Genomic DNA, 13,286 nt, shown 5'->3' on the forward strand with positions numbered 1-13,286 from the left:
GCACTGCCGGCGCGGAGGCCGGCAGGACATCAAAGCAGGACCACCAGCGTGTGCTCGCCCCCATCCAGCGGGGCGCTGGCCAGGCCGTCGGCAAACGGGATGCCGGCGCCGTCAAGAAGCGCCTGCGAGATGCCGTCCGCGCGGTGCAATCGCGTTTCCACGCTGATCTCGTAACGGGTCGACGCCACGTTGACGGTGGCCTTGAAGCCAGGCCACGAGGCCGGAATGCAGGGGGCAACGACCAGGCGGTCTCCCTCCCTTCGGATGCCCAGGATGCCTTCCAGTCCGGCGCGATACATCCATCCCGCAGCACCCGTGTACCAGGTCCATCCGCCGCGGCCGGTGTGAGGTGGCAGCGAGTAGACGTCGGCCGCAACCACATAGGGCTCGACCTTGTAGCGCTCGACCGCAAGCGGTGTCAGTGCATGGTTGATCGGGTTGAGCAGCGAGAGCAGTTCTACGGCCTTGTCGGCCTCGCCGAGCCTGGCAAATGCGAGGACTGCCCACATCGCTGCATGGCTGTACTGCCCGCCGTTCTCGCGCAGGCCGGGCGGGTAGCCCTTGATGTAGCCGGGGTCAAGGGTGCCCTTGTCGAAGGGCGGCGTGAACAGCAACGCCAGCCCGTCCTCGCGGCGCACCAGGTATTTTTCCAGCGAGGCCATCGCTGCGCGGGCACGGACTGGGTCGGCCGCGCCCGACAGCACGGCCCAGGACTGTGCAATGGCGTCGATCCGGCATTCCTCGCGGTCTCTGGAGCCCAGCCAGGTGCCGTCGTCGAAGGTCGCGCGGCGATACCAGTCGCCGTCCCAGGCCTCCCGCTCCAGCGCCTCGCGCAGCAAGGCCGCATGCGCGCGCCAGCGGCTTGCGCGCCCGGCATCGCGGGTCTGCGCCAGCGGCGCGAACATGACGAGGGTACGTAGCAGCAGCCAGCCCAGCCAGACGCTCTCGCCCTTGCCGCCGGCCCCGACTAGGTTCATGCCATCGTTCCAGTCGCCGCCGCCGACCAGCGGCAGCCCGTGCTCGCCGGACAGCGCCATGCAACTGTCGATGCCGCGTGCGCAATGCTCGAACAGCGAGGCCGATACATCCGAGACCATCGGCTGGAAGAAGGCGTCGGCTTCGGCAGGGTCCAGCAGTCGGCCTTCCAGGAACGGCAGCATCTCGTCCAGCACTTCAGTGTCGTTCGAGCCGGCAATGTAGCTGGCGGTAGCGAACGCCAGCCACACACGGTCGTCGGAGATCCTGGTCCGCACGCCCTGGCCGGAGTGCGGCAGCCACCAGTGCTGAACGTCGCCTTCGGCGAACTGCCGCCCGGCGGCGCGCAGCAGATGCCGCCGCACTGCGTCGGGACTGGCAAGGGCGAGCGCCAGGCCGTCCTGCAACTGGTCGCGGAAGCCGTACGCTCCGCTTGCCTGATAAAAGGCCGAGCGCGCCCAGATGCGGCAGGCAAGCGTCTGGTAGAGAAGCCAGCCGTTGAGCATGATGTCCATGGCCCGGTCCGGCGTCCTGACCTGTACCGCGCCAAGCAGGTCTCGCCAGTGCCGGGTCACGGTCGCCAGCACGTCGTCGAGATCCGTCTTGCGATAGCGCGCAAGCAGCGCGCTGGCTTCAGCAGCCGAGGCGCATTGTCCGATGAACGAGACGACTTCGACAGTCTCGCCGGCGGCGAGCTCGACATGGCACTGCAAGGCCGTGCAGGGGTCCAGGCCCGCTCCGGTCGCGCCGGACAAGGGCGCCTCGCGGAGCAGCGCCGCAGGCGCTTCAGGGCCGCCATTCCGGCCAAGGAATTCGGTGCGGTCCGTGGTCCAGGCGGTCTGCCTGCCGCCCAGATCGGCAAAGGCCACGCGACCCGCAAACGCCGTGCTCCACGGATTGCGGATCAGGAGAGCGCCGGTGGTTGGGTCCGGCGCCGTCGTGATAAACGGCACCGAGGCGCCCCGGGAGGTGCCCAGCACCCATTCCGTATAGGCCGTCACGGAAAGGCGGCGGGGGACGCCGGAGAGATTGCGCAGCGTCAGGCGCGAGATCTTGATCGGATCGTCCAGCGGAACGTACTGCAGCAACGCCAGCCCGATCTCGTTGGCCTCATGCGTGAAGCGGCTGTAGCCGTGCCCGTGGCGGGCCATATAGCTGCCGTTGTCCCGGATCGGTTGCGCGGTGGCGCTCCAGATCTCGTGGGTATCCTCGTCGCGAACATAGATGGCCTCGCCGCACGGGTCCGTGGCTGCGTCGTTGGACCACGGCGTCAACTGGTTGTCGCGACTGTTCTCCGCCCAGGTGTAGCCGCTGCCGCTGGCCGACGCCTGGAAGCCAAAGCCGGGATTGGCGATCACGTTGATCCATGGCGCAGGGGTCGACCGGCCGGCGTTCAGCACCACCACATATTCCCGCCCGTCCTGGTCGAAGCCGCCCAGCCCGTTGAAGAATTCGAGCCGGGGCACCGACGGCACTGGCAGTGGCGCGGACTTGCGGCGCCGGACGGGTATGGGAAGCGGGGCGAGCGCGGCGGGCAGGCGGGCGAGCTGGTTCGCGATCGGGCCACGCCGGGCAATCAGCGCGACGCGCGCGACCGACTGGAGCAGGGCGCGGGTTTCGGGAGCCATCATGTCGGCACGCAAGGTATATACCGATCCGCGCACCGATTCCTCGCCCGTCTGGCTCTGCGAATGACTGCTGCGAACCGCGGTCTCGATCGCTATCTGCAGGTCCTGGAGATAGGACGAGGCGCGCTCGTTGACGATGACCAGATCGACGCCAAGCCCTTTCATGCGCCAGTACTCGTGGGCGCGCAGCAACTGGCGCACCTGGACGATGTCCTCGATCTCGTCGATGCGCAGGAGAACAATCGGCAAGTCGCCGGAAATCGCCAGCGGCCACAGTCCCGATTGCGGACCCGCGCCGCGCAGGATGGCGTCCGGCGGGGCCCGGAAGCGGGCGTCGGCATAGAGCAGCGGGGCGGCCAGACGCTGGAAGTCGGCCGCCTCCGCCGCGTCGACGTCAAGGTGGCGAAGCTCGACCTGGGCCTGCGTCCAGGCCAGCGTCTTGGCCCGGTCGAACGCGTTGCGGTCCTGGTGCTTGTCGATCAGGGCCAGCAGATCGGCATGCGACGACGCAATGACGGTCCAGAAGGCTACCCGCGCGCTGCCCCCGGACGCAATCCGCACACGCTGCCTGAGCGAGAAGATCGGGTCGAGCACGGTGCCGACCGTATTCGAGAGCGGCAGTCCGGCTGTGACGACCGCGCACGCGGCGGGCGCACGACCGTCTTCGAGAAAGCGCGCCCGGTCGGACTCATACTGCGGATTGGCGACAAGGTCGCCTTCCACCACGCTGAAGTGGGCGGCCCACACGGGTGGCTCCGCGGGCGAGCGCAGGCGGCGCGTTGCGGTCAGCGCGCCGGACTCCGGCAGGTGCCCGGTCTGGATGAACATCCTGGAGAAGGCCGGATGCGCGTCATAAGACGCGCGCGTGGCGAGCGCCACTTCAGCGTAGGAGGTCAGTTCGATCTCACGTGGGCGGCGTCCGTTGTTGACCAGCGATACGCGGCGGACCTCGCCGTCGTCCTCGCCGGAAACCAGGACTTCCAGGATGGTGGTCAGGCTGCCGTCGTGTCGCACGAATTCGGCGCAGTCTTCGGCAAAGGCCACTTCGCCGGCGTGCTTGCCATCGGTGCCCGTTTGCGCGCTGGCAGACCAGGTGACGCCGCTTTGCGTATCGCGCAGGAAGATGAAGGAGCCCGAATCGTCGCGGGTGGCATCTTCGCGCCAGCGCGTCACGGCCAGGTCGCGCCAACGGCTGTAGCCCATTCCCGTGGTGGTCAGCATCACCGCATAGCGTCCGTTGGACAGCAAGTGGGTGACCGGGTTGCCGGATGCCGGCGCCGCGAACCGCCGCACTGCGGAGTCCTGCGTCAGTACCGCCGCAGCCGAGGCCTTCACCTCCTCCGCGCGGGGATGCGCGACAGCGACGTTGCGCGGCATGCGTTCCTGCAGCAGCAGTTCGCAGGCCTGGATCATCGGCTCGCGATGGAAGCGCTCGCGCATGCGGCCATCGTGCAGGGCATTGGCGATGGCAACGATGGTCATGCCCTGGTGGTGCGCCATGAAGCTGCGCACGATGGCAACCGTCTCGCTCTCCGCCAGGCGCGCGCGCGTGTAGTCCAGCGCCTCGTAGAAGCCGTAGCGTCCAAGGGCGCCGAGTTCGGCCAGGCGACGATAGTTGTCGCGCGCGGCCTGCGGATCGACCATGGCCGCCAGCCCCGTGGCATAAGGGGCGATCACCGCGTTCTCGGACAAGCCGCGCTTGAGCCCCAGGCCGGGGACGCCGAAGTTCGAGTACTGGTAGGTGAATTCCCTGTCGCGCGCGTTGTATGCCGATTCGGAAACGCCCCACGGAATCCCCAGCGATTGCCCGTAGCCCTGCTGGCGCGCCACCACCAGGCGCGCGGTCTGTTCAAGCAGGCTGCCGGAGGGGGCGCGCATCACCAGCGACGGCATCAGGTATTCGAACATCGAGCCCGACCACGAAATCAGTGCCGAGCCCTTGCCAAGTGGTGTCGCCATGCGCCCCAGCCGGAACCAGTGCGAGGTTGACACGTCCCCCTTGGCAATGGCGAACAGGCTGGCGAGCCGCGCTTCGGAGGCGAGCAGGTCGTAGCAACTGGCATCGTGCCGGTTGTCGGCAAGCGAATAGCCGATCGACAGCAGCTTGCGCGCCGGATCGAGCAGAAAGGCAAAGTCCATCGCCAGCGCCAGTTCACGTGCAGTGTGCGCGAGCGCCGTCAGCCTGGCGGCCAGCGCCTGCGGCGCTTCCGCCTGCTGCCGCTGATCGCGCTCATGCTCGGTGACGGCGCGTTGCAGCGCGTCGGTCCAGAAGGCCAGGTCGGCAACACTGTCATCGCCGGCGGCGGACGCAATGTCATGTACCAGACTGACGGTCTTCTGCGCGAGTCGCCTGAGCGCCGGTGCCCGTGTTGCCATGGAGAGCGAGCGGGCAAGCAGGGCGTGGATCTCGGCCAGCACTGCACCGAGCTGTCGTCCGGGGCCGCTGTGCGCAAGGCGTAGCGCAGCCAGCGCCTCGTCTGCCAGCCGCACGGTGTCCGCCAGGCCGTGGCAAGGATCTGGCGCAGGGGCGATTGCCCATTCTTCGCAGGCATTCGCGACCACGATCAGGTGCGCGGCGAGGTTGCCGCTGTCGACCGACGAAATGTAGGCGGGATGCAGCGCCTGCAGGCCCTGTGTCTCGTACCAGTTGTGGAAGTGGCCGCGGTAGCGCGGCAGCTTGCGCATGGCGGCGAACGCCGCTTCCATGCGCCCGACCGTCTCGGTGGTGCCGGCCCAGCCGAAGTCGCGCGCAGCGATGGCCGACAGCAGGTAGAGCCCGATATTGGTTGGCGAGGTCCGGTGCGCCACGACGGGCCTGGGTGTCTCCTGGAAGTTGTCGGGCGGCAGCATATTGTCCGCCGGCGTGACGAAGGTTTCGAAGAAGCGCCAGGTGCGGCGCGCGGTGAGGCGCAGCGCAAGCGCGTCGGCCTCCGGCAGGGTGAGCCGGCGCCCGACGGCCGGCGCACGGCTGGTCCACAAGGCAAGGGCTGGCGCCGTCAGCCATAGCAGCGCAAAGGGCAGCACGAGCGGCCACGACGACGGCAACAGTCCCACGCCGACGGCGGCCATCGACAGCGCAAGCAGGGTGCCGCCGACCATCAGCCGGTAAAAGCCGGTCAGGTCCAGCCGCGGGCGCGTGGCGGATTGCGCAGCCGTGGTCCACTCGAGCAGATAGCGGTGCGTGTAGAACAGCCGTGCCAGCGTCCGGGCGATGGCGTCACCCGTGCGCCAGGCCTGGTCAGGCACGAAGGCCAGCCCCAGCAGAATCTGCGTGGCGGCTAGCCGCAGGTCTGCGAGCAGCGCCTGCACATGGTTGCGCAGGCGCATGCCGCTACGGTGCCGCAGGCCGGACAGGATGCCGGGCAGGACGGCCGGAATGGCCAGGGCAGACAGCGGCAGGATAGTTCCCACTGGCCCCGCCGGCCAGGGCAGGAACCAGCACAGCACCAGGCTCGCGAACAGCAGGGGGGCGAGCAGCGAGCGGCGCAGGTTGTCCAGCATCTTCCAGCGGCCGATGGCCGGCACCGTGTGGATGCCCTTGTGGTGCCCGAAGATCCAGCCAAGCAGTTGCCAGTCACCACGTGTCCAGCGGTGCTGCCGCCTGGCCACCACGTCGTAGCGCGCGGGAAACTCCTCGACCACCTCAACGTCGGAGGCCAGCCCGGCACGTGCGAACACCCCTTCGAACAGGTCATGGCTGAGCAGCGTGTTCTCCGGCACCCGGCCGCTGAGGGCAGCTTCAAAAGCATCGACATCATAGATGCCCTTGCCCGTAAAGGAGCCCTCGCCAAAGAGATCCTGGTAGACGTCGGAGGCCGCCGCCGCGTAGGGATCGATGCCGCCCGGCCCGGAGAAGACGCGCTGGAAAAGCGACCCCTCACGGCCGATCGGCAGCGAAGGCGTGACACGCGGCTGGAGAATGCCGTAGCCGCCCACGATGCGCTGCCGGGCCGCATCGAACCGTGGCCGGTTCAGTGGATGGGACATCTTGCCGATCAGCCGCAGCGCAGCGTCGCGCGGCAGCCGCGTATCGGCGTCCAGGGTGATGACGTAGCGCACCCCGGCCGGCACCTGGGGCGCTTGCCCGTCGACGGCCACATAGCTCGTGTCGCTGGCGCCGCGCAGCAGGCGGTTCAGCTCATGCAGCTTGCCGCGCTTTCGCTCCCAGCCCATCCACCGGCCTTGCACGGCATTGAAGACGCGCCGGCGGTGGAGCAGCAGAAAGCGGTCGCCGGTCGGACCAGGGCCGTGGCGCTGGTTCAGCCGGGCGATCGCCGTGCTGGCCACGGCAAGCAAAGCGACGTCGCCGGGCTTCACTTCCTGATCCGCATCGACGCCATCGGTGAGCAAGGCGAAGGTCAGGTCGCCACCCGCGCCGGCGAGGTGATGCACCTCCAGCCGTTCGATCTGCTCGCACAGGTCGGCCTCGCCGGTCAGCAGGGTTGGCACCACCACCAGCGTGCGCAGCGAGGGCGGAACGCCGGCCTTGAGTTCCAGGCCGGGCAGGATCGTCGCGTTCAGCCGCCCGGCAAGCGCGCGATTCACCAGCGTGGCGGCAATCTCGCTGGCCGGCACGATCCAGATCAGCGCCAGCAGCACAAGCCAGCCGGGTGCCAGGCTGGCGGCCGGCAACATCCACAGCGCGAATGCCAGCAGGCCAGCCGTGACGAGCGCGAGCGCGCCGACATAGCCGCCAAGGCCCAGGTGCTTGCTGCAGCGGCTGATCCACAGGCGGGGCGGGGCGCGAAACCCGATGGCACGTTCGAGCGCGCGCCGGCCCGGGCCGATCAGGTGATAGCCGGGATCGCAGCGGCGCTCGGCCTCGTCCGCATCGTCCGATGCGCGGAGTCCTGGCGTGCCGCCGAGCGCCAGCTCGACAACGCTGAGCTCCGTGCATGAGGCGCTGCCCGCCAGTTGCTCGATCGCGCTGCGATATAAATTGCGGGTCGGAAAATCCATTTGCGCAAAGGCGCTGCCGGCACGCAGCCGCGCGTCGACAAGGCTGACGCTCTCGAACCACTCGGCCCAGTCGATATCGGAAATCAGGCGCATGCTGGTGATGATGTTGCGCACCGTCACGTTGGAAGCGCCCTGGCGCTGCTGCGCGTGCAGCACCACTTCATCGACGGAAGTGCCCTGCAACCCGAGGCGCGCCTCCAGCCAGCCCAGCGCCGGCGTGGTCCTTGGGTCCTGGTCGCGCAGGCGCCTGGCAAGCTGCGCGGCAAACACCTCGGACAGTGGCGTGCTGGCGCGCACGGCGATATCGGTCTCGAGCGCCGCGCTGGCACCTCCTGTGGCCAGCAGTCGTCCGGCCAGCGCATCGGCATCGGCACGGGCAACCCGCCCGGCGGTGATCTGCCCGGTGAGCCTGCGCAGGTTCTCGACCAGCACAATGCGCAGCGTGATCGCCACTGCCCACAGTTCGCCGATCGTCAGCGGCTGGACGCGCTGGTAGGCGGCAATGAAGCGGCGCAGGATGTCGGGGTCGAGGTAGCTGTCCGTGTGGGCGACAAAGGCCCAGGCCACCCCGAAGACTCGCGGATAGCCTGCGAATGGCCCCTCCGCGAGCTTGGGGAGCTGGCGATAGTAGCCGGGCGACAGGTCGTCCCGGATCTCGCGGATCTGCTCCTCCACGATGTGATAGTTGTCGAGCAGCCATTCCGCGGCCGGCGCTACCTCGGCCCCGCTTTCCAGCTGGGCGGCGTTAGCCCGATAGGCGGCCAGCAGGGCGGTTGCATTTTCGCTCAGGCGGCTGCGCAGGGACCGCACACGTCGGGGCGAAACCGTCACCGGCTGGGCCGTGGCGAGGCTTTGCGCGTGCAGTTCCAGCCGTTCAATGCCGAACAGCTCCTCCCGTATCGGCGCCGTGCTATCCCATGGCGGCACCACGGAGGGCGAGCCGAACGGGCGCAGCGGGAAGGCAAGACTCAGGTTCAGGATCATGGATGGGACCACTCCGTGGTCCGGGAAGGGAGGATGGACAATCGTCCCGCTGGTGTCGCGGGCGTCCTGGTCACCCTGCCTGAGGCACGCGGCAACCATGGGAACTATGACCCGGGGAGCAGGGGAATGCCGTCCGCAGGCGTACGGATCGGGGCATTTATTCCATTGGCACGCAATTGTCCGGGCGGGCCGGGCCGAGTTGGAATACGTGTACGCGTTCCGACACTTGCCTGCCCGATCCGCCGATCTATATTTGAAGACGCAAGTGATCCTCTACCGTCCCGTGGTCCGGCGTCCGGCTCTGGGGCAGTCCGATGTCATCGATCTCAACCTCTTCTGGCCGGGGAGATGCAGTCATGAGCATCACGCATGATCCGAAGTCCAACCGTCTTCTCGCCGCGCTGCCGGCGACCGACTGGGAGCGCCTTGCGCCACACCTGGCGTTGGTGGAGTTGCCATTGGGTCATGTCGTGTATGAGTCGGGCGATCAGCTGCGCTCGGTCTATTTCCCGACCGATTCGATCATTTCGCTGCTGTATGTGATGGAAAACGGCGCGTCTGCCGAGATCGCAATCGTCGGCAACGAGGGGATGGTGGGCATTGCGATTTTCATGGGCGGGGAAACCACCCCGAGCCGCGCGATCGTGCAAAGCGCCGGGCACGGATACCGCCTGAGCGCGGCGATCCTGAAACAGGAATTCGTGCGCGGCGGGCCGTTGCAGCACCTGCTGCTCCGCTATACGCAGGCCCTTATCACCCAGATGGCGCAGACAGCGGTCTGCAATCGCCATCACTCCATCGACCAGCAACTGTGCCGATGGCTGCTGCTGAGCATTGACCGGCTGCCCTCCAACGACCTGACGATGACACAGGAGCTCATTGCCAACATGCTCGGGGTGCGGCGCTCCGGCGTGACCGAGGCCGCACTGAAGCTCCAGGCCGCGGGCCTGATTCGCTACAGCCACGGGCATATCGCTGTACTCGACCGGGCAGGATTGGAGAAGCGGGTATGCGAGTGCTACGCAGTCGTGAAGCGGGAGTTCGAGCGGCTGTTGCCGGACATATCGAAGATTTGAGCGAAGGGCCTCCCTGAGGAGCCACGCTGCATCCAAGCCGCTACCACGCCATGGGCGTATGTATTGCGCGTCCCAGAGTAGCTGTTCGCGATAGCGGTTCAGCCGGGCGATGCCTGACGCGCAGGGGCTGCGCTGGCTCCTGTTGCCGTGCGCCAGATCGTGACGTCGTCGTAGTCGGCCAGGGCGTCGATGACTTCAAGATGCGGGGTGTCAATGTAAATGACAGCGAGAACCTCATGGACTGCATGTTCGCTGTCGAACGGGCCAAAGCGGCAGATGCCCGCTTCGGGATCAACCTCTGCAAAATACCAGTCCCGAGGGCTGCAGTGATAAGTCACGATGATCGTACCGGGACAGTCGTCAGACATATTCCTCACCTTTCCAAAGAGGCCGGCTCGACACGTGAAAGTACAGATTTTCGGTGCATCCCATCGGCGCTGATTTTTGTTCTCAATGGATGTATAGCTCAGGCCTGCCCCGGGGTGCTGTCCGCCAGCGTACCGAAACGCCCGGATATTCAGCGTATCCATGCCATAAGTTCTGCGCGCACCATCCGCCTGGAACAGTTTTCCGCGTCGCCACAGCCTGCACACTCGACAACGAACTGGTCGTCGCCTGCGAGGCTGTCCCGAGGAGGTCGGCCCCATCTTCAAGGCGAAGGTCTAGCGGAGTGCGGCAAGCGCGACCGCGTCTGCGCCGGCCGCGAAGCGCAGCCGCTGCGAGGTGTCGTTCGCGGCCTGCCACACAACTTCGGCCACGTCGCGCTCTTTAGTCACGGCGGCCGGTTTGGCGAACGCCGCGAAGATGGGTTGCGCAAAGGCGACGTAGGACTCGGGGATCAGGCCTTGCATGCGTGCTGTGCCGTTTTCGGTGAAACGGGTGGTGGGGGCGTAGCCCGGCTCGACCAGCTTGACCCGGATATTGAAGGCCGCGAGCTCGTGGGCCACTGAGCCGGTCAGGCCCTCGACAGCCGCCTTGCTGGCGGTGTACACGCCAGCCAGAGGCATGGCCGCGAGCGTCACGCTGGAGGTCACGTTTACGATTGCGCCGGCCTTTCGCTCCCGGAACTGGGGAATCACCGCCTGCATCATCGCCATGACGCCAAACGTGTTGGTCTCGAACACCTCGCGGGCAGTGGCCATGGGCGTCGCCTCGAATGCGCCTACGACGCCGATGCCTGCGTTGTTGACCAGCACGTCAATGGGGCCCGCGGTCTTGATCGCCGCAGCGATGCTCTCGGGCTGGGTGACATCCAGCGCCAGAAGCCGCATCCGGGTGGACGGAGGCAGCAAGCCTTCCCGTGGCTCGCGCATCGTGGCAAGGACATGCCAGCCTTGCGCATGGAAGTAGCGTGCGATTTCCAGGCCATAGCCCGACGAGCAGCCGGTAACCAGAACGGTTTTCATCACTTTCACTCCGGTAGGTTTGATGTAGGGGTAACGATATGGCACGATGATCGGATGATCTACGCTGATTCGTCCTCATTTATTTAGTATTCATCCGGTTTTCCATGAGCGATCCGTTGACTGAAATTGTCCGGCTCCTGCAGCCACGGGCTGTCTTTGCCAATGTCATCAGCGGCAAGGGTAGTTGGGCCGTCCGCTATTCCGAGTATGGCCAACCGAGCTTCTGTATCGTCCTGGAGGGGAGCTGCCTGCTCGCCGTTGACGGGCACGAGCCAATTACCATCAGCGAGGGCGATTTCGTCCTGTTGCCGACGACGCCGGGCTTCACGATTTCCAGTTTTTCGCCGGCGCCACCGGTTTTCATTGACCCCAAGGTCGTGGCTGGAGGCAGAGGCGAACTGCGCCATGGGGAAATCCACGGGGCACCGGATATGCGTTCACTGGGCGGCGCGTTCATGTTCGACCGCGCCGACCCCGGACTCCTGGTGTCCTTGCTGCCGTCGGTGGTCCATGTGCAAGGCTCGGCGCGATTGGCACAGCTAGTGCAGATGGTTGGCGAAGAGTACGAAGACCAGAAGCCGGGCAGCGAATTCATGCTCTCGCGCCTGGTGGGCATGCTGCTCATCGAAGCGATGCGCTTGACGGCAGGCGGCGGCGCACCCCCGGGCCTGCTGCGCGGGCTGGGAGATGAGCGCCTGGCATCGGTGCTCAAGCAACTCCATGCCCAAGTGGACCACGCGTGGACGGTCGGAGAGATGGCGAGTGTGGCGGCGCTGTCGCGCTCGGCGTTTTATGACCGCTTCACACGCGCGGTGGGGGTGGCGCCAATGGAGTATCTGTTGGGTTGGCGCATGGAGATCGCCAAGCAGCTTCTCCGGCATGAGAAGCTGCCCGTCGCAGAGGTTGCCGAGCGCGTCGGATACGGGTCGACAAGCACCTTCAGCGTGGCGTTCAGCCGATGCGTAGGGCAGTCGCCGAGCCGGTATGGCCGCAGTGACTGAAGCGCTCGATTGATTGCGTCGCTTTTTGCGACTAGTTGCGCGTAGCCTCCCGGCGATGCGGCGATGCGGCGACTCGCCGACGCCCCTTGCGACACAGGCCGGGATGCAAAAGGGATTCCGGCTCCCCAGAATTTAGTATGCGAGCGCGCACTGGGCTGCCTCTATATTCGGCCGTCCTCATTCACGAATGCGAAACCATGCAAAACGCCGTGCGCACCGCCATTTCAGTGGCCCTGGCGTTGATACTGGCCGGATATGCATGTGGCCTGCCAAAGCCGAACCATTCGAGGCAACCGGGTGGCGGCTATGCTTGTCCGGAATAGCTGGCGCGCCAGGAAGGCCTGGGCACGAGCGTGCTCGATATGCGGGGAGATCAACGTGCAGGGCGGTAGCGGGGTGGTAGGGCTGGCCTGATCTTCGGCCACTACCGAGCCATATCCGCCCCCCAAATCCTGCAGCAGGCACGGCGGCTTTCGGAAGTCGTGCGGACACTCTGCCCGTAAGAAGCGAACCCTCTTTTTGCTGATGGCGTCCGCTCACGGCACCGGCAGCGCATCGGGAAACTCCCACCGCCCGTCGAGGATCTCCGCGCGCGGCAGGTAGAACCGCACCATGTAGCTCCACCCCGGCGTGACTGGAATGCAGTTCGGGCTGTCCGGCCCGCATTCGCCGACGCGGATCGACACCGTGCCGTCGCCCCCCGCTTCGCCGTCAGGCTGTTGATGGTGTAGGCCCCCTGCACATTGGGCGCGAAGTATCCGGTCGCATCGTACACGCTGACCGACCAGAAGCCGTCCACAGGGACGTGCGACTTCCAGCGTCGAGAAATAATGTCTTGACGCTTCACAGCACTGTCCACACTGTGCGGCTCTGGCAGTCATGCTAACCCGCGTTTGATTCCTCGCGGCGGGCCAGCCTTCTTGCCCTCAGGGGAGTCATACTGACTTCTATGATGATAAGTGAGTCAAGGTTTTTCGCTAACAATGGTCCACTAAATTCTGCTCAAAGCGACAGGATGTCGTGTTGCTGTCAGTTTCAAGTTCCGGGTCATCGTTGCGTGAGGGCTGTTGGCCATCACAAACTTCTATCCGCCGGATGTTTCCGGCATAGTCCTGCATGCGCGTGGGCGCGTAGAAGGCCCGGATTCGACAAGCCCCATCTAGTAGTGTCGGTTGCGGAGCAACCAAATCAGTATGCGGGCCTGTCTACTTTTAGCTGTGCTACGTAACGACGAATGGAGGAATTGAATCTGTCTGT

Annotated in this window: 6 protein-coding genes; 2 read left to right on the top strand and 4 right to left on the bottom strand. The window is 66.1% G+C overall.

The window, feature by feature from the left end:
- Window positions 1–29: 29 nt before the first annotated feature.
- On the bottom strand, window positions 30–8,546 hold the full coding sequence (locus tag KHO22_RS14825; protein ID WP_211947896.1) for a GH36-type glycosyl hydrolase domain-containing protein: 8,517 nt from the start codon (window positions 8,544–8,546) through the stop codon (window positions 30–32).
- 356 nt (window positions 8,547–8,902) lie between these two features.
- Here KHO22_RS14825 and KHO22_RS14830 point away from each other — a divergent pair, with 356 nt between their 5' ends.
- Window positions 8,903–9,622, top strand: coding sequence for a Crp/Fnr family transcriptional regulator (locus KHO22_RS14830; protein ID WP_211947897.1), 720 nt, complete (start codon window positions 8,903–8,905; stop codon window positions 9,620–9,622).
- A gap of 98 nt (window positions 9,623–9,720) precedes the next feature.
- On the opposite strand, the gene KHO22_RS14835 is transcribed toward KHO22_RS14830, so the two are convergent.
- Both KHO22_RS14835 and KHO22_RS14840 read right to left on the bottom strand, forming a co-directional pair.
- Window positions 9,721–10,152, bottom strand: a complete 432-nt coding sequence (locus KHO22_RS14835) for a hypothetical protein (protein WP_211947898.1) — start codon at window positions 10,150–10,152, stop codon at window positions 9,721–9,723.
- A gap of 132 nt (window positions 10,153–10,284) precedes the next feature.
- Window positions 10,285–11,028 (bottom strand): SDR family oxidoreductase, encoded by a 744-nt coding sequence (locus tag KHO22_RS14840; protein ID WP_211947899.1) that lies wholly within the window; start codon window positions 11,026–11,028, stop codon window positions 10,285–10,287.
- 104 nt (window positions 11,029–11,132) lie between these two features.
- On the opposite strand from KHO22_RS14840, the gene KHO22_RS14845 reads away from it, so the two are divergent.
- On the top strand, window positions 11,133–12,029 hold the full coding sequence (locus KHO22_RS14845) for an AraC family transcriptional regulator (RefSeq protein ID WP_211947900.1): 897 nt from the start codon (window positions 11,133–11,135) through the stop codon (window positions 12,027–12,029).
- A gap of 536 nt (window positions 12,030–12,565) precedes the next feature.
- On the opposite strand, the gene KHO22_RS14850 is transcribed toward KHO22_RS14845, so the two are convergent.
- Window positions 12,566–12,715, bottom strand: coding sequence for a hypothetical protein (locus tag KHO22_RS14850; RefSeq protein WP_211947901.1), 150 nt, complete (start codon window positions 12,713–12,715; stop codon window positions 12,566–12,568).
- Between the last annotated feature and the right edge of the window lie 571 nt (window positions 12,716–13,286).

Origin of the sequence: Cupriavidus yeoncheonensis, from assembly GCF_905397275.1 — a bacterium.
GTDB lineage: Bacteria > Pseudomonadota > Gammaproteobacteria > Burkholderiales > Burkholderiaceae > Cupriavidus > Cupriavidus yeoncheonensis.

What these genes read in the sequence shown, in the direction of transcription:
- KHO22_RS14825 (WP_211947896.1), bottom strand. Translation starts at nt 8,546, where the DNA reads ATGATCCTGAACCTGAGTCTTGCCTTCCCGCTGCGCCCGTTCGGCTCG.
- KHO22_RS14830 (WP_211947897.1), top strand. Translation starts at nt 8,903, where the DNA reads ATGAGCATCACGCATGATCCGAAGTCCAACCGTCTTCTCGCCGCGCTG.
- KHO22_RS14835 (WP_211947898.1), bottom strand. Translation starts at nt 10,152, where the DNA reads ATGGATACGCTGAATATCCGGGCGTTTCGGTACGCTGGCGGACAGCAC.
- KHO22_RS14840 (WP_211947899.1), bottom strand. Translation starts at nt 11,028, where the DNA reads ATGAAAACCGTTCTGGTTACCGGCTGCTCGTCGGGCTATGGCCTGGAA.
- KHO22_RS14845 (WP_211947900.1), top strand. Translation starts at nt 11,133, where the DNA reads ATGAGCGATCCGTTGACTGAAATTGTCCGGCTCCTGCAGCCACGGGCT.